Annotated in this window: 15 protein-coding genes; all 15 read right to left on the bottom strand. The window is 38.6% G+C overall.

Annotated features, from left to right (window positions below):
• Positions 1–319: 319 nt before the first annotated feature.
• The 15 genes from clpB to B9P78_RS00585 all read right to left on the bottom strand — a co-directional run bounded on the left by clpB (position 320) and on the right by B9P78_RS00585 (position 18,990).
• Positions 320–2,941 (bottom strand): ATP-dependent chaperone ClpB, encoded by a 2,622-nt coding sequence (clpB, locus tag B9P78_RS00515; RefSeq protein ID WP_094517647.1) that lies wholly within the window; start codon positions 2,939–2,941, stop codon positions 320–322.
• A gap of 147 nt (positions 2,942–3,088) precedes the next feature.
• Positions 3,089–3,559 (bottom strand): hypothetical protein, encoded by a 471-nt coding sequence (locus tag B9P78_RS00520; protein WP_094517648.1) that lies wholly within the window; start codon positions 3,557–3,559, stop codon positions 3,089–3,091.
• Complete coding sequence (locus tag B9P78_RS00525; RefSeq protein WP_094517649.1) at positions 3,552–4,913, bottom strand: Y-family DNA polymerase; 1,362 nt, start codon at positions 4,911–4,913, stop codon at positions 3,552–3,554. Before B9P78_RS00525 ends, B9P78_RS00520 begins: the two co-directional genes overlap by 8 nt.
• A gap of 529 nt (positions 4,914–5,442) precedes the next feature.
• Complete coding sequence (locus B9P78_RS00530) at positions 5,443–7,206, bottom strand: ABC transporter ATP-binding protein (protein ID WP_199445712.1); 1,764 nt, start codon at positions 7,204–7,206, stop codon at positions 5,443–5,445.
• Positions 7,199–8,971, bottom strand: a complete 1,773-nt coding sequence (locus B9P78_RS00535) for an ABC transporter ATP-binding protein (protein ID WP_094517650.1) — start codon at positions 8,969–8,971, stop codon at positions 7,199–7,201. The genes B9P78_RS00530 and B9P78_RS00535 overlap by 8 nt, the downstream gene beginning before the upstream one ends.
• A gap of 23 nt (positions 8,972–8,994) precedes the next feature.
• Positions 8,995–9,444, bottom strand: coding sequence for a MarR family winged helix-turn-helix transcriptional regulator (locus B9P78_RS00540; protein WP_094517651.1), 450 nt, complete (start codon positions 9,442–9,444; stop codon positions 8,995–8,997).
• Positions 9,445–9,787: 343 nt separating this feature from the next.
• Entirely contained in the window at positions 9,788–10,261 is a 474-nt protein-coding gene (locus B9P78_RS00545; RefSeq protein ID WP_094517652.1) for a hypothetical protein, read from the bottom strand.
• A 62-nt stretch (positions 10,262–10,323) separates the two neighbouring features.
• Positions 10,324–11,331 carry an alpha/beta hydrolase gene (locus tag B9P78_RS00550; protein WP_094517653.1) on the bottom strand — a complete coding sequence of 336 codons (1,008 nt, stop codon included), beginning with the start codon at positions 11,329–11,331 and terminating at the stop codon, positions 10,324–10,326.
• A 108-nt stretch (positions 11,332–11,439) separates the two neighbouring features.
• A complete protein-coding gene (locus B9P78_RS00555; RefSeq protein WP_094517654.1) occupies positions 11,440–12,441 on the bottom strand; it encodes a Gfo/Idh/MocA family protein in 1,002 nt (333 codons plus the stop codon).
• 218 nt (positions 12,442–12,659) lie between these two features.
• Positions 12,660–13,061 carry a MerR family transcriptional regulator gene (locus B9P78_RS00560; protein ID WP_094517655.1) on the bottom strand — a complete coding sequence of 134 codons (402 nt, stop codon included), beginning with the start codon at positions 13,059–13,061 and terminating at the stop codon, positions 12,660–12,662.
• A gap of 584 nt (positions 13,062–13,645) precedes the next feature.
• Positions 13,646–14,560: an ROK family protein gene (locus B9P78_RS00565; RefSeq protein WP_094517656.1), complete on the bottom strand. Its 915-nt coding sequence runs from the start codon at positions 14,558–14,560 to the stop codon at positions 13,646–13,648.
• A gap of 310 nt (positions 14,561–14,870) precedes the next feature.
• Positions 14,871–15,716, bottom strand: coding sequence for a class C sortase (locus B9P78_RS00570; protein ID WP_094517657.1), 846 nt, complete (start codon positions 15,714–15,716; stop codon positions 14,871–14,873).
• A 3-nt stretch (positions 15,717–15,719) separates the two neighbouring features.
• Positions 15,720–16,601 carry a class C sortase gene (locus B9P78_RS00575; RefSeq protein ID WP_094517658.1) on the bottom strand — a complete coding sequence of 294 codons (882 nt, stop codon included), beginning with the start codon at positions 16,599–16,601 and terminating at the stop codon, positions 15,720–15,722.
• A complete protein-coding gene (locus B9P78_RS00580; protein WP_158520563.1) occupies positions 16,591–17,457 on the bottom strand; it encodes a class C sortase in 867 nt (288 codons plus the stop codon). The genes B9P78_RS00575 and B9P78_RS00580 overlap by 11 nt, the downstream gene beginning before the upstream one ends.
• Positions 17,458–17,559: 102 nt before the next feature.
• The gene (locus B9P78_RS00585; protein ID WP_158520564.1) at positions 17,560–18,990 is read right to left on the bottom strand and encodes a SpaH/EbpB family LPXTG-anchored major pilin; all 1,431 of its coding nucleotides are present in this window, start codon (positions 18,988–18,990) and stop codon (positions 17,560–17,562) included.
• Positions 18,991–19,002: the final 12 nt, after the last annotated feature.

Here is a 19,002-nt window from a genome sequence, read left to right on the forward strand (position 1 = left end):
CCGAAAAGGATACTACCTGGGTCAATACAATCGCCTTGTCGATTGAATACGGTACTATTTGCGTGTATAGCATCACTTGTTGCTTAAAATGATACTATTCGGGTATATAGCACCACTTTCTGAGTAAATGCGATTCTATTTTGATAAATATAATCCGCCCTGCTTTCAATACGATTCTATTGAGACAAAAAGAATCATATCCTGGTTGAAGCGGATGTGATGCACTAACCCCTCTACAAAAATGAAATCAAAAAAGCGAGCAATATCCCATTTAAGGAATTGCTCGCTTGTTCTGTTCGTTAAGCTTGTTAAGCTCTGATTACGCTTCAACCATGTCAGTGACATCAAATTTGATTTCATTATTGTCATCAAGTGTGATGTTTACATGTTGTTGTTTGTTCATTTTTCCTGCGATGATGGCACGTGCTACTGGTGTTTCAACGCGGTTCGTTATGAATCGACGTAATGGACGTGCACCAAATTGTGGATCGTAAGCAGTGTCACCGATCCATTGAACTAATTCATCGCTGAATGTCACTTCGATTTCTTGGCTAGCTAATCGATCAGCTAATTGTGCCAACATCTTACGAACGATACCACCCATATCAGCTTGTGATAACGGTCTGAATAAGATGGTGTCATCGATACGGTTCAAGAATTCTGGTCTGAAGTGCATTCTCAATGCATTTTGCACTGCTTCGCGCGCTTCATCATCGATTTGACCATTTTCATCGGTACCATCTAATAAGGCATCTGAACCTAAGTTACTTGTCATGATAATGATGGTGTTTTTAAAGTCTACAATACGACCTTGAGAGTCAGTTAGACGTCCATCATCTAAGATTTGTAACAAGATGTTGAATACATCTGGGTGGGCTTTTTCAACTTCATCTAATAAGACCACTGTGTATGGGTTACGACGTACAGCTTCAGTCAATTGACCGCCTTCTTCATAACCAATATAACCAGGTGCTGCCCCGATTAAACGAGTGACATTGATTTTATCCATATATTCACTCATATCTAAACGAACCATGTTGTTTTCAGAGTCAAACATAGCTTCAGCTAAGGCTTTGGCTAATTCGGTCTTACCAACACCTGTAGGTCCTAAGAATAGGAAGGAACCTAGTGGACGGTTAGGGTCTTGAATACCAGCTCGTGAACGTAATACAGCGTTTGTTACACTTTCCACGGCTTCATCTTGACCGACAACACGCATATGTAAAGTATCATCTAAGTGGAGTAATTTTTCTCGTTCAGTTTCCACTAATTTGGTTACTGGAATACCCGTTACACGTGATACAACCGCTGCGATTGAATCTTCTGTAACTGATTCTTCTACCAATCGTTGGGAGGCATTGTCTGCATGTTCATGGTAGGCTTTTTCCATCTCAGCAAGTTCATGTTCCAATTGAGGGATAACTGCATGTTGTAATTTTGCTGCTTCTTCTAAATTGTAGTCATTTTCCGCTACTTCTAAGGCATGTTTTGCATCGTCAATTGCTTGACGTTTTGCGTTGATATCTGACATGCCACCTTTTTCCACTTGCCATTGCATGGTCAATTGATTTGTTTTTTCACGGACTTCCGCTAACTCTTCTTGAAGTTCAGTCAATCGACGCTTGCTTGCTTCATCTTTTTCTTCAGATAAGGCTTTTTCTTCAATTTCTAATTGAATCAAACGACGACGTTCTTGGTCTAATTCGGTTGGCAATGAGTTCATTTGAACACGAATTTCGGCACTAGCTTCATCGATTAAGTCTAAGGCTTTATCTGGTAAGAATCGGTCTGTGATATATCGGTCCGACAATTCGGCAGCAGCTACTAAGGCTTGGTCATGAATGGTTACTTGATGGTGTAATTCATAACGTTCTTTTAACCCACGTAGGATAGAAATGGTGTCGTCAACGGTTGGTTCTTTGACCAATACACGTTGGAATCGACGTTCTAACGCTTTGTCTTTTTCCATATATTGACGGTATTCATCTAGGGTAGTTGCCCCGATTAAATGCAATTCGCCACGTGCCAACATTGGTTTCAACAAGTTACCGGCATCCATAGAGCCCTCGGTTTTACCAGCACCCACGATATTATGGATTTCATCAATGAAGAGAATAATACGACCGTCAGCCTTCTTCACTTCATTCAATACTGATTTCAACCGCTCTTCGAACTCACCGCGGTATTTGGCACCTGAAATTAAGGAACCCATATCTAATGAATAGATTGTCTTGTCTTGTAGGTTATCCGGTACATCTTTACGGACGATACGTTGTGCCAATCCTTCAACAATAGCGGTCTTACCAACACCTGGTTCACCAATTAACACGGGGTTATTTTTTGATTTACGAGATAGGATACGGATAACATCACGAATTTCTTCGTCCCGTCCGATAATCGGATCCATTTTACCTGCGCGTACTTGTTCAACAAGGTCTACACCATATTTTTCTAACGCTTCATAATTTTCTTCTGCTTGTTTTGACGTCACACGATCACCTTTTCTTAGGTCAGCGATTTTTTCGACAACGTCTTTTTCTTTAATATTGTGGGCTTTGAACCATTTTGCTAATTCAGTATACGAAAGGTCAAAGATTGCTGCTAAAACCATTTCTGTTGCTAAAAATTCATCGCCATTTTTTTCGGCACGTTGTTGTGCTTTTTGAATTAATTCACCAAATCCACGAGATACGCCTTGTCCATATTGAACATTGCCACCTTCTACGACTGGAATTGCGTCTAATTCTTTATTTAATTCTACTGTTAAATCTGCCATTGGAACGTTTAAATCTTCATAAAAGTCATAAGCAAAGTTACCAGGTTGCACTAACGCTGTAAACATATGGGGAATCCCAATTTCTTGATGTTTACGTGTAATTGCAATTTGTTGTGCATTTGCAATGGCCTCTTGTAGGGTTGTAGTCATTTCCATATTTGCCATAACTCATCTCTCCTTTTTACTTTATGTATATATTATAACAGTTTGGTCAGGATTAGTCAAACAATCTTTTTAACTTTTACCTTATTTTTTAACGGCCTAAAACTTACTACATCAAGCTTACGCCTACTTGCATCAAAAGTAAAAAATTTACAGGTCAATGTTTGACCATTTTACTTCTTTGACCAATTGGATATGCCGTACATCTTCCCACAAGACTTTTTTGCTGCCAATCATAAAATAAAAATAATTTGCTTCGCCATGAAACCAGCCATTGATTTGATCTAGATAGCGGCCAAAATCATCCTTTAATGATAATTGAATCGATACGGGATAATGTTTGAGCCATGCTTCCTGCAAGACGGCATCTATTTGACTTCTGGACATTTCCGGTAGAGGTAGCGAAACCTTAGCTGCATCTTTATGATTTTCATGAATGCCTTTCACTAATTCATCCATGGCATAGGCCGTCGCCCATTTCAAACCAAAAGGCCGGTCTTCATATTCATTATAGGGAATAAAATGTTTACGCGTACGCGGATGAAGGGTTCGCTTATAAGCAGAGATTCGCTGATGGTCTTTGACGACAGCAGCTTCCCAAGGTTCAATACGTTTAGCCATGGCCCTCACCTTCAATTCCGGACATACCACCTGCATGCCCACCTACCAAACTAGATCGTTCAATGGCTCTACCACCAGTTTGAAGGGACGATGCATATACAACACTCTTGAAGCCATATTTCTTGCGGATGCGATCCACAATATGTTCTACCTTGATCTGGTCTACCTGTTCATCAGCTGGTTGAAATAAGTCTAGTTGAACCGCTTGATTGTACACCAAATTACCACTATATAAGGAAATATGGCGGACAATTTGATGGTCGTACAAGCGCGACAACAAATACAAGGCAACTTGGCTAATCACCTTACTTTGATTGGTTGCCGTTACTTTCATTTGTTTGTGCACACCCCTTTTGCCATTTTCATCGACATAATCCATGGAATAACCAATACCTAACCCAATCACTTGCGCTTGCGCACCTGCACGTCTAAGTCTGGTGCCAATTTGATCAGCCATTTCCTTGACGACAATTTCAATTTCGTCACGGTTGGTATAGTCTCTGGGCAATACTTGACTATTGCCTATGGATTTGTCTTTGGTAGCATAAGGGGTCCCTAGAAAAGACCGGTCTATCCCCCATGCGTGGGCATATAATTGGGCGCCAATTACCCCAAGTTTATCTTTTAGCACTGGATAGGAGGTGTGTGCTAGGTCATGGACGGTATTAATGCCCATCCCCTTTAATTTCCGTGCTGTGCGGTGGCCAATTCCCCACACTTCCGTGATATCCGATATTTGCCATAAAGTTGTGGGAATATCTTCATACCGCCATTCAGCAATCATATCAGACGTTTTTTTGGCACCTACATCAAGAGCAACTTTGGCTAAAAAGGGATTATCCCCTATACCAATCGTCGTGTAGATACCCGTTTCTGCAAAGACGTCTTTCTGGATTTTTTGTGCCATTTCATAGGCGCTACTGACCTTAAAGAGTTTCATAGAATCTGTCACGTCCAAAAAACTTTCATCAACACTATAGACATGGTGGTTGGCTTCGTCTACATACCGCTTGTATATTTTATTGATTTCTTGATTTTTTTCCATATATACCCGCATCCGGGGTTGCGCAATAACTAAATCTTTAGGGTATGGATAGGGCAAATCTCTAGCCCTTGTTACGTTGGATATATTGTAGGCTTTTTTTGCCGCTGGTGAACTAGCCAAAATTAATCCAGATCCCCGACTTTGACCGCCTGTATCATCATAATATGACATGACTACAAGCTTATCCGTTAAGGGATCCAATTTCCGTTCAACAGCCTCCACTGAGGCATAAAATGACTTGCAGTCAATACACAAAATATCCCTGCTTGGTTCCTTGGTATAATCGAATGTTAGATTGTTCGCAAACATATTTAGCCCTCCTTTATTCGGCCAATCACTATTTGCGTCCGGAAAACCGAACGTGTGTTCTAAATAATAATAGAACGTATGTTCGATAAATTCAAGTCTTTTTTTATGAGAATGATACTGATAGCATTGAAAATCCCGAGGCATCGCGTCTCGGGCTTCATTATTATCATTAATTTTTGTTTTGCAATTACAGAATAACGCCGTATTCTCTACTCGACCACCTAGACTGACAAAAAACACCTTCTACCTTAGACCGAAACCCTAATTTTCAGGTATAATAAAAGTACTATTACACCTAAAGGAGGCAGTCATGTATACACGCATATTCGCTGTAATTCTACTGGTACTCGGTCTGATTAACGGCTACTTACTACTTTTTAAATATCCAAAAGATTTTCAATCAAGCAAAGTGATTCATAGTTTCCTAACTGTATGCATCCTGCTCGCGGGTATGTTCTTCCTCATCTACAGTTTTACATAAAAAATCCTGAGACTTTTGACGGTCCCAGGATTTTTTGTAAGAGGTAGATTATTTTGCGAATTGGCTGTTATATAAGTTTGCGTAGAAACCACCTTGCGCCATCAAAGCATCGTGGTTCCCTTGTTCGATAATGTTACCATGATCCATAACGAGGATGATGTCAGCATTACGGATGGTAGATAAACGGTGGGCGATGACGAATGACGTACGACCTTCCATCAATTTATCCATGGCATCTTGTAGTAAGACTTCCGTTCTGGTATCAACAGATGAAGTCGCTTCATCAAGAATCAACAACGGTGCATCTTTCAATAAGGCGCGGGCAATTGTGAACAATTGTTTTTGCCCAACTGATAGGGTTACAGAATCATCCAAGTAAGTATCATACCCCTTAGGCAAGGTATTGATAAAGTGGTCAATACCAACTGCTTTGGCTGCCGATTCCATCATTTCATCGGTGATATGATCTTGGTTGAAAATCAAGTTTTCGCAGATAGTTCCTTCGAACAACCATGTATCTTGCAATACCATTGAGAATTGATCATGGACAGCTGAACGAGATAATTGACTGATTGGATGACCATCGATGTAAATTTCACCATTATTAATTGGATAGAATTTCATCAACAGGTTGACGATAGTTGTTTTACCAGCACCTGTAGGACCAACGATGGCAATCTTTTGACCAGATTTTGCTTCTAATGAGAAGTCATTGATAATCGTTTGACCTGGTTCATAACCAAAATTCACATGGTCAAATGTTACATCACCGTGAACATTTGAAATAGATTGTTCTAAGTCGCTATCATCCGCCATTTCGTCTTCATCCAAGAATTCAAATACACGCGTTAAGGCTGCACCTGCTGATTGGAATGAAGCGAAGGCTTGAGATAATTGGCCTAATGGTTGGGTAAAAATACGTACATAAATCATGAATGAAACAACGACACCGAAAGAAATGTCACCATTTAATGTCATAATTGATCCCACGATTGATACAGCCACGTAACCAAAGTTACCAATGAAGATCATCAATGGTTGCATAATACCTGAGAAGAATTGTGCATGCCAAACGCTGTCATATAAGGCATCGTTGGCTTCATTAAATTGTGCATTCACTTGATGCGAAGCATTAATCGTCGTTAAGACACTTTGACCTGAATATGCTTCTTCAGCAATTGCGTTAACATTGGCCAAGTTACGTTGTTGTGAAACGAAATAACCTTGTGAACTCTTCAAGATTAATACAATACCGATGAAACCAATCGCTACTGATGCAAGTGCAACGAAACTCAAGGTAACATTATTGTAGAACATCATCACTAATGTCCCAATCAATAGCGTTACTGAAGGGATAAATGATGATAGGGTTTGATTCAATGATTGACTCACTGTATCCAAGTCATTGGTTACACGACTTAACGTATCACCATGACTATGGGTATCAAAATATTGTAACGCCAAACGGTCAATCTTATCTGATACTAAACGGCGCAACTTCTTAGAGAAGTTTTGCACTGCAGTAACCATTAAATAAGATTGGATATAGGTGAAGATTGCACCAATACCATATATGATTGCCAAGGAAATGGCAATTTTTGAAACTTCAGATAAATCAATACCTTCTGGCGAAGTTAATCCGGCTGTAATAACATCCGTCATTTCACCTAAGCGGTCTGGTCCAATAATTGAAGCCATAGAGCCAAGCATGGCCAAAACTGTTGCAATAATAATTGTCCAGCGATATTCACGACCATATTTTAGGATACTTTGCATCATAGAAGGTTTATTTGCATCTTTATTCTTAGTCATTTGCTAATTCCTCCTCTGATAATTGTGAATAAGCAATTTCTTTATATACTTCATTGTTAGCTAATAATTCTTTATGTGTACCATGACCCACGATTTCACCACGTTCAAGCACGATGATTTGATCAGCATCCATGATTGTAGAGATACGTTGTGCCACGATAATTTTCGTTGTATCAGCCATTTGTTCTGCTAGGATACCACGCAATTTCTTATCTGTTTGATAGTCCAACGCAGAGAATGAATCGTCAAAAATTAACACTTCTGGTTGACGCGCGATTACACGTGCAATACCAAGACGTTGTTTTTGACCACCAGAGAAGTTGCTACCACCTTGGGCAACTTTTGTCTCTAATTGATCAGATTCGCCTTCAACGAAGTCTTTAGCTTGCGCAATTTCTAAGGCTTTCCAGATTGCATCATCAGAAAGATCAGCATCTTGATGTTGGTTACTTTCCCCAAGATTCATATTTGAACGAATGGTACCAGAGAATAAGACTGGTTTTTGTGGGATATACCCAACAATGTTATTCAAGCTAGCATGGTCGAAGTCTTTGACATTTTTACCATCTACTAAAACTTGACCTTCAGATACGTCATATAAACGCGGAATCATTTGAATTAATGTTGATTTACCAGAACCTGTTGCCCCAATAATGGCTAAGGTTTCCCCTTTATTCAATTTGAATGAAATATCTTTCAAGGCTGGTTTGGCATCATCACCATATTTAAAGGTCACATCTTTAAATTCAATTGTGCCTTTTTCATCTGGTTGAACAGAATCATCTACAAAATTGATGCCTGGATCCATGTCCAATACTTCATTGATACGTCTTGCAGATACGAGTGCACGCGGTAAGATCATGAAAATCATCACCATTAATAAGAAACCAATAATAACTTGCATCGCATATGATGTAAAAACAATCATTTGTGAGAATAAGTTTACTTGCGCCATACCTTGCGCTGCGTCAGCAATCAAGTAAGCCCCAGTCCAGTAAACTGCTAGTGTCAAGCCGTTAGATACAAGGCTCATCCCTGGTTGCATAATCCCCATAACACGCCCTACAAAGATATTCGTATTGGTTAGATTATCATTGGCTTCCGCAAATTGGTGGTTTTGATAATCTTCGGCATTGTATGCACGGATAACACGTAAACCAGTTAGGTTTTCACGCGTGATACCATTGATATCATCGATCATTGTTTGAATTTTTTGGAAACGAGGTACCGCATAGAACATAACAATGGCAATCATCAACAATAGAATGCCTACAGCGACTGCAGTTGTTAATGTCCATTCCCATTTTTGGCTAGAAATTTTTGTGATGGCCCAGATAGACATGATTGGACCACGCAAGATAACTTGTAGACCCATCGCAATCAACATTTGAATTTGCGTTAAGTCATTAGTTGTACGTGTCACTAAACTTGGCACAGAGAATTGATTAATTTCGTGTGCAGAATAATCCATCACCTTATGGAAAATTTCGCCACGAACACGGGCAGTTAAGCCTGCTGCAATTTTAGCGACAAAATACCCAACAACAATTGATGTGGCAAACGAAGCTAGTGATAAGCCCACCATTTTTAGACCTGGCTCTAAAATATCTGCCGTCTCAGTGTCTGGCATTTGTAATAATTTTGTGATTTCCGACATATAATCCGGAATCTCTAATTCTAGAAAAACTTGTAGAAAAATGAGTGCTAAACTCAAAATTGCTAACAGTTTTTCTTTTGTATTCATCTTTGCTAATATTTTCAGCAATAAAATTACCTCCTATTTTGCAGTTAAAACTGCACGTTTTTATGTAAATGGTGAAGTGTAGCTTTTAACTGCGCCACTTCTTCTTCCGAAAGGCCAGCTGTTAATGCATCCTCCACTTGGACGAATAACTCATGAACCTTTTGAAACGCTGCATACCCTTCTTCAGTGACAATCAACCGTTTGTAGCGACCATCTTTTTCAGATTTTTCAGTCGTCACGTAGCCATTTTTAATTAATCGGCCAATTAATTCAGATGAGGATGATTTACGAATATTCATCATTTTTTCAAGGTCTTTGCTAAAGACTTCATCTTCCTTAGAGGCTTTAATAATATAACCAAGGGCCATTGATTGCGGTCCTTTCATATCTCCCAAATCGTGCTCACTAAGTTGTTCTCCTACATATCGGTGAATCGATATCATGAGTTCTCTTAGCAATCTACCAACTTCCATTGGCTGATCCTCTGTATGCATTTTGACACCTTCTCTTTATAAAATTAATAGTTCGCACGCTAACTATTATAACAGGGTTTATTTCAATTTCAAATAAATATGTACCGAAAAAGTTTGACTTTTCAATGAATACGTTCTCAAAAGAAAATGATGAGATTGGGAAAGAAGCTTGCCGCTTAGCTATTTTTGGATTTATTCGACTTTTCCGGTCTAACATGATAAATGATTTCTAATGTTTGACCTATTCCCCTTAGATAAGTCACTGCTATCCCAAAGAAGATCGTCTATATCCAGATTCTATGCAACAAAAAAATCCACGAACCGATACATTCGGCTCGTGGATGATACATCATATATTGTTGGATTATTCTGCTTTTGGAGGTGTTTGTAACACTTGTACTTTTCTACCGTTAATTTTTTCTTCTAATTCAGGGTAAACTAGACGTGCTGTTGCAGAACCAAATACCATCAATTCATATAATAATTGAGGATCTTCAGTCGTTCTAGACAATAGACGAATATAAATTTCACCGTCACCAGTTAGAATTAAGGTATAGTAACCTGCACGTTTCAAGTTGATTTCGTTGATAACAGCCAAAGCTTTCGTTTGATTGTTGAAATCTTCTACTTGGACCAATTTACGATAAGTAATTTGGAATTCAGTAACAGGTGAACCAGCTTTAAATTCACGCGCAACCACGTTAAATGGAATGGTTTTGTCTTGGGCAATACGATAAGCACCTGAGAAGACAACTTGGTCTTCGTTGAATTTATTTTTCTTTACAGGAACTTTCTTTTCTTTAAACATATTCTCTAAAATTGGTTCAATTGATGGCATGTTATTCCTCCGTAATCTGAAAATTTACTATACTCTCATTGTATCATAAGAAAAATAGAAACCTATACCTCAGCAGCCACTTTTTCAATAAATTTTACCATATCCACCAAAGCCAAATCCGCCTCTGGAATTGGATAAATCGGGAAAATGTGGGCCATGTGTGGGTAAATATTAAAGTCAATTGGTAGCGACTCAGCCTCCGCCCGCTCCTTCAACAAAGCCGCATACGACATCGTCATATCCCGGGTCCCAATAATCACTTGAACTGGCGGTAACCCTTTGAAAGACCCAAACCAGGGCGAAATCAGTGGATCTATCGGCTCAAAAGGTTGCGCAAATGTCTCCGTTTCAAGCGCCAGTAATTTTGGCTGTAAAAAGGGCTCGTACTCAACTTGATCAAACTCTACTAGTACATTTTGCAAGGTCCCATCAAGAATAGGCGCAATCAAAATCGCCGACTGCGGCAATGGCAATTGATAATCCCGCAGTTGTTGCATGAAGGCGACTGCTAAAGCCCCACCCGTCGAATCCCCCACAATCGTAATCTGGCTGGGGTCAACACCTTTTTCGCGAATCAAATATAAGTAACGTGATAATATCATTTTGTGGGCCTCAACGATATGATGTGTCGGGCCTTTGGGAAACATGGGCATGACGACTTTGCCTGAGATGAGGTTGGCTAGTTTGCTGGCCATATGGAAATGAAAAATGCTTGGTCGAAGCCAGTAGCCCCCACCTGTTAAATAGAAAATAATGCGTTCATTGCATGAATTGGATTCATGTGTGTCATTTTTTTCCACGAAAAAAGTATCCGTGAAATCATCTAAATAATCAAAGCCTAAATTTCGCTTGCCCCAGGTTAATTCAGACGGAACAACGTTTGCTTGATAGGCTAAACGATACAGTCGGTCGTAATTTGATTTCTGGCCGGGTAACACGGCACTCATGACACTCAAGGTATCTTCCACCATTTGGGCTTGATAGGAAATATTTGCCTTACGCGCCCGCACTAACTGACTAGCCACAACACCTAAAAGTACGCCACCAACCATCTTATCCCAAGTTCTCACTACTATCGCTCCTTTACGAGTCATTCTTCAATTCATGATAACATGTTCCAAGTAAAAGAAAAAAGGAAACCCATATCAAAATGAATTTCCCTCTATAGCAAAGACTATTTAAAAGATTTTTTGGTCAGAGAAAGGACCCGTCGCTAACCCTGCACTCTGAATCGCACGATCCACTACGTCCATGACCGTCAAACTATGTGCCAAATGTTCCTCAGCATAGGTCGTGTCATCCTTGTCAATCCAAGACGCAATCGTTGAAAATTCAGCGTATAGCTTATGCGGATGAACGTTCAATGCATAGTGTGCAGTCGTTCCGTCGTTCAACATGAAATCGAAGGATTCAATACGCCCTGTAGACCCGTTCACCACGATTGTTCCCTTTGTTCCTTGAATAACCGAACGATTGGGTTTGTTACTAGCTTTCGATGCCGTACAAACTGCCTTAGCATTTTCATATCCTAAAACGAGTACGCCTGAAGTATCTATACCCTTTTCTAGATTAGGAAAGTAGTCAACTTCATTAGGGCATCCCATTAGCCCCAACACAAAGTGAATATTGTAGATATTTAAATCCATCAAGGCACCACCACCCGATTTTGCATCAAAGGCTGGTAGGACATTGCCCGCAAGCAAAGCATCATAACGTGACGAATACTTACAGAAGCTACACTCGATTAATTTAATTTCCCCTAATTGTGGTAATAATTCAATTATTTTTTCATAGTTTGCTAGGAATTGGTTGGGAATTGCTTCGGCCAAGACTAAATCATAGTCTAAAGCTAATTGTTCCAGATCGAGTAATTCTTTATGAGACATGGTAAAAGGTTTTTCACAAATGACGTGTTTGCCATGTTGGAGGGCATCTTTCACGAAATCATAATGTAAATTATTGATTACCGCAACATATACTGTATCAATATCTGCTTCTTCAAGGAATTGGATATAGTTTGAATAGACTTCCTCAATTCCATAAGATGCTTGAAGTTCCTTTGCAATATGTGCACTTCTAGGTGTAGAGTTGATTGCTGTGACCTCAATATGCTCTAATTCGGCCACTAAAGGTAAAAATTCAGCAACAACCTTTCCGGTTCCGGCAATTCCTAATTTCATAAAATTCTCCTCCATAAGACATTCAAAGACTAGTTTCATAGTAAGATCTGTCGCTATTTTCATTGATGAAGCCAATTATATACTGCTAAAAATTCAATTACTATTTCATTAACTACAACTTTTGGAAAAATATTGACATTGGCAACCAAAAAAAACCATTATATCAACATTTCCATTAAAACTGCTTACCCTTGATAGCAATTTTATATCACAATTCCCTAAGATTCTTGCGAAACTTGTTCCCCTTCACGTAGTGACGTTTCAATCGGTTGCAAGTGTTCTTCATAGTTGGCTAATTTATAAGCCAAACGATCTCTTGTATCCATTAATGCGTCAATTTTTTCTGTTAATTCATCCATTTGTTGGCGAATCAATTCTTTACGCTGTGGAATCGTATGCTCACCCTCCCGGAATAAGCTAACATAGTTAGTCATAGATTCAATCGATAGGCCTGCGTGACGCATATGGCGTGCATAATTAATCCATCGAATATCTTCCTCGTCAAAATTTCGAATACCAGTTTCTGTTCTTTGAATTGGATGAATCAGTCCAACCCGTTCATAATAACGAATCGTATCTGCAGAAACACCAGTCAATTCACTCGCTTTTTTAATATTCATTTTGACCTCCTTAAAACATCACAGCATCCAAAAGTTGGACACTACTCTAAGTTTTTACAATCATACCTTTTTAGCCCACAAAAACAAAGGCAAATGCACAGAAATTCGCATTTTTCAACTCATAAGTAATCAAAATACAATAAAATTGATAATTATTGTGTTAAAAAATAGGATGTGAGGGCCGACGCTCAGAAAGCTACCGGTGGAAGATTAGTGCCGACGATGACGGTAGTCATCGGCAAACTAATCTGAAGTGGGCAGAGGGTTGCTTTTTCGAACTCGACTTCACAGGATGTGAGCGCGCGTTCAACTAGCTAGCAAAAATAAAAAATCTTCGATTTTCGTCCTTGCAGTGTGCGTTCCTTATAGCCGTGGGACCATCTGGAGCCAAGGTCTCCAGATTTGAAATCGAGCCAAGGTCTTGATTTCATCCTCTTTCACGGCATCGGAACTACACTTTCAGTCCTCAAATTTTTGAATATAATCATATTGTTTATTATTTCTTTTAGAGGCAATCTCGCCAACAAAAAAAGGCAGCTTCAAAGTGCTTATGTGAACACTTTAAAACTGCCTCGTTATTTGAATTATTTTGTTTGATTGCCTGCATCGATGTTTAATAATAATTGGTATAAGGCACCACGTAAGTTGGATTCGCTGCGGAATTCACATGGTAAGATATCAATTTTAGCGAGCATATCGCCAAACACACCTAAGCGTTCGCGAACGCTGTAATATTGCTTGATAATATTTTCGATTAGGACATTTTGTTGGCTAATACCACCACCGATAACCACAGTTGAAATATCAACTACGGCTTGCAATGTAATGATCAGGTTCGCCAATTTTTCACAGTAGCTATCGAATAAAGTGATTAATTCTTCGTTACTGCCTTCGTTGATGGCCGCGAAAACACTTATACCGTCATTTTCATCTTCTAAATCTAAAATTCGACTTGCGGCTTTCACAAATTCAACCGCTGAATGTGAATAGCCGGTCATATCCTCATGATTGCTTAAGGTACGGTTTGAAATGATAAAGCTCAACTCACCTGCTTGGAAATGGCTACCTTGATACAGTTTACCATCAAGGATGAGCCCGCCACCTACACCGGTACCCAAGATTAAGGCTGCCCCGTTGGTTACACCCTTCAAATTTCCTTGCCAAAGTTCAGCTAAGGCTGCTGCTTTCCCATCATTGACAAGTTCACAAGTAATACCAAAACGCTCTTCAAGCTTCGCTTTTAAAGGTAATTCATGTAAAAATTGTAAGGATCCACCATAATAGACCACACCTTCATCCGAATCAACCTTACCAGGTAAACTAACCCCAATACCCTGAATTTCAGATTTCACAGGCTCAACCAAGTCATAAATTTGTACCAGAAAATCATCCAAATTTTGTGGTGTTGGCACCTTATCCGCACGAAGCAAATTACCAGAGTGATCAATAATACCGTACTTGATATACGTCCCACCCACATCAATCGTTAAGTAATCCATATTTTTCCTCAATTCTAAATTTAGTATTCAATCGTACCCTTATTCTAACTGTTTTTGGTATAGAATGGGCAGATTAAATTTTGCTTTTTTATTGGTCACATGGTTATGCCAACACTTTTGTCAAAATTATAAATTCATCGCAATATAGATAAAAAGGATTGCAAGAATTATGCTGATTAAAATCACGAAACTTCAACCTCCTCAACTACTAGTTAAGCGATCTACTCCATTTCTTTCCATTATATCACCGGACAACAAAAAAATCCCAACCATGGAATAGCCCATGATTGGAATAGTTGATTCGTTTTGTTTATTTACGGTTTATACGCCAAATAACGATGCTGATGATAATGATGACTAGCAAGATCAAGGCGATATAGTGCCAATATGGTTGAATGGTGTGCCACATTTTTTCCCAAATTGAGTCTTCTGCTACAATTTCAGCTTCTTCTGGTGCTGGGATACGATGCCCACGTACTAATAATCGATGTGAATTAATCATATATGGTGTACAGGTCAACAAGGTGACGTAGTCTTCACCTTCTTCAATTCTTACTGCGTCTATATCTGTTGGTTCAACAACTTTGATTTGATCGACTTCATAATATAACTGACCTGCCATGGTTTCTACATAGAATATATCTCCTTCGACCATTTTATCTAAATCGGTAAAAAGTCTTGCTTCCGGCAAACCACGATGTGCAGTTAATACACTGTGGGTATTCTCACCACCAACAGGCAGCGACGTCCCCTCTAAATGACCGACACCTTTTTGTAGGACTTGCTCACTTGACCCAGCATATATTGGCAACTCCACATTAATTTTGGGAATATTGACAATCCCAATTTGTTCATGCACCTCTAACATTTCTGCATAACTTGATATACCTTGTTCTCTTTCCTCTTCACTATATGGATCTTGCCAGTTTAAATTTGGGTCAAGCGCCTCATTATATGCCTCCGCCAATTTGACACGTTCATCAATCTCATTGTCGATATCGATTTCATCTAGTGAATTTCTATAATCCTCAGTTACCGATGTTATCTGCGCATCATAATAAAGTTGTGAAGCCAAAGGATATAACATAATAGCCATGCCAAAAAATAAACCTAACATCAAAATTACATTACTTTTTTTATTTAACTGTTTTCGCATACCTTACCTCTTTGTGTCCCGAATAAAAATCCAGTAAATCATGAAAGAACCCGTAATTAAAATGACAAGAATTGACCCGTATCGTTGCACAAACAATTCAATATGTTGGATGATTGATGATTGATCAAGCTTTGGATTTTTTTCATCTTCTGGATTTTTTTCTTCTATAGAAGAATTATCTTGTGCTTCTTGTCCCTCTCGTTCTTCCGTTGGGTTCTCGATGCGACGTGCATAGACTAAATATCGGTCCACACTATCCGGTAGAAAAATACATGTTAATAGGGTCAAAGTGTCTTGCCCAGGAATAATAGCTAGTGCACTAACCTGGTCAGGTTTAATAATGGCCGTATCATAAACCTCATATGTTAGCTTCTCATGACGATTCTGTATTTGAATTAAGTCACCTGTAACGAGTTGATCAATATCAGAAAAATAGATTTTTCCCGCAAGTCCGTTATGTCCTGCAATCACCGCATTAGTATTGATGCCACCAACTGGATAACTCGTACCAGTGACACGAGCCAATCCTTGATACAGATTTTCATCTGAAGCCCCATCATAAATAGGGTAATACAAATCAATGGCTGGTATAGACATAGTTCCTAATACATTTGTATCAGAAAAATCGACTTGATTTTCTGGGCTATCATCCTTAAACGTTACATTTGCTTGCTCAATTTCATCTAATTCACTTATCGCATTTTCATTATATGAAACTTGTTCTGCATATAGATTATCCGAGTCACTTGCATCACTGAAACTATCCTCAATTGATTCAACTTCTTGCCTGTATATATAATCGTAGTAACTTTTTGATATATAGGGATAGCTAAAGATACTGAGCCCCAGAATAAAAATGATTAATCCTACACTCTTACTTTTCATTTTTTAACACTCTTATTTTTCTTTTTATCACTACTACTATAATAAAAACAATAAAGTATAAAATAAACCAACGATAATCCGTAATAATATTCAGCCATTGTTCTAACATTGAAGGTTGAATATCTTCAATAGCTTCAACTGGCATCTCAGTCCGTTCTCCCGTAACTAGGAGTCTATGTGTATTAATCATATAGGGTGTACAAGTAAGTAGTGTGACTAAATCCTTGTTTTCTTGAATCGCTAAAGTACCAATCTCGCTCGGATCAATTACTTGAATATTTGTAACTTTATAAGCTAATTTACCTGCGATAGTTTCTACATAAAACAAATCGCCCATTTCCATTTTATCTAAATCAGTAAACAACTTATTTTCAGGTAACCCCCGATGAGCTGTAATCACGCTATGTGTATTTAACCCACCAATTGGCAAAGAAGTTCCTTCTAAATGTCCGGCGCCTTTTTGAAGCACGGATTCATTTGTTCCGGCATAAATGGGCAACGATACATCTATATCAGGAATATTCACGACACCAATTTTTTCGTTTACTTCAATCATTCGTGCATAGGCTGCCACGCCTTCTTCTTTTTCTTCATTTGAATAAGGATCGCCCACGGGTGCCATGACATTGGAGACAATAGCACTGTTATAGGCATAACCTAAATCTAGTTTTTCTTGAACTTTTTCATCAGATAAATCCTTAACTCCTTCTTGGAATGAAGCTACCTCTTCATTGCCCCGATAGTTATAGTAAATACGGGATACAAGGGGATACATCAGGATGGAAAAACCTATGAAAAAAATCAAAATAATAAACACTGGTGATTTCTTTTTCGTATGTTGATTTGTCTTTGACATTTTCCGCCCCTTTCTATAATCAAGATACATATGAAAAGGAGTTAAGCCCATTCATTAGGTCTTAACTCCTTGGCTAATTCAACGTTGCATTAAGTTAACAAATTATGCTTGATTCGTTTTTTTGTAGTAAACAACTGCAAAAATCATTAAAGCTAAACCAACAACAGTGAATAGAATTGTACCCATACCACCTGTTTGTGGGATAGTGATTGCTTTGTTGACGATTGTTGCCACTTCAGTATGAGATGTTTTAGTTACCGTAAATGCTGTGTCTGGATTTGTCGGTAATGCATATCCTGAAGGTGCTTTCGTTTCAACTAACGTATAATCACCAAATGCTAAACCATCCACCGCAAAGGTACCATCTACACCAGAAATAAATCGTGTAGCATCATCGATTGATCCAGTAAATGTGACTGCTTTAGTCGTTGCGTCTTGAATGATATATTCACCTTTTGAATTTTGAATAACAAATTCCGCTTTTGCTAGTCCTTCACCATCAGTTGTGTCAATTGTTTTCTTAAAGTCATGTCCGCCAGTAAATACTTCAGGTTCCTCTTCATTTGGCTCATCCACTGGACCATCAGTATGTGGTGTTTCATAAGTTAATGTAACATTATTCTTAATTGATGTACCTGGAACTGCTTTATTATTCATTTTAGTTACTACATCAAATTCGATTATATCTGTATCTTCTAGTTTTCCAATACCAGTTAAAGTAAATTCAACCGTTACAGTATGATTATTATAAGATACTGTATAATCAACATCTTTTGTTAAACCTTGGGGAGATACCATATCTACACGAACATAATCCAATGCTTGGTCTAGAACATCTGTAAATTTATATTTGGTGTATTCTTCAATCCCATTTGGAACATCACTCGTCACTGTCCAAGCAAATTCTTGCCCAATATATTGTGATCCCTCAATAGTTGTTTCTGGATCAAGTGCCTTCGATACCGTTGGAGTTGCTTCAAGCGTATTTTTAGGATACACGTTGATAGTTTCTAAATTTGCTGTCCCAACTGAATTGGTATAAGGTAAAGTCAAGCCAAAAGGCACGGCTGTAGAAGAAGCAACTGTTGTTAAAGGTTGTTCAATTACCCAGTAATATCCCTCTCCTAAGTCGACACTTGTTACTCCTTCACCATCTGTCGCATCTGTTGAAACTCGAGTAGCTTCTGCACCAACATATGCTTCAACTTCTTCCTCAGTGTCATAGCTAGCTGAAGCAGCTGTCATATTTTGGTACTGTTGTTGAGTAACCGAATAGATATAAAATTGTACACCTTGAAGAGGTTTTGCACCTTCCCCAAACCATTCAGTTAAATCTGAAATACCATTTTCAAGTTCATCAGCTGTCAAATCTTTAGGTGTGGCACTTGTTTCAATTTTATGTATATTAACTGTTGTCATAAAGTTTGCTTCTGAAGTCGCCTGAACCGCAGAATTATTACCTGCAATCCCAAAAAAAGCAATTACTGTTAGGAACATGATTCCAATGAATTGTTTCAATTTATTTTTACTCATTATTTTCTCCAT

Origin of the sequence: Aerococcus sp. 1KP-2016, assembly GCF_002252085.1 — a bacterium.
Lineage (GTDB): Bacteria > Bacillota > Bacilli > Lactobacillales > Aerococcaceae > Aerococcus.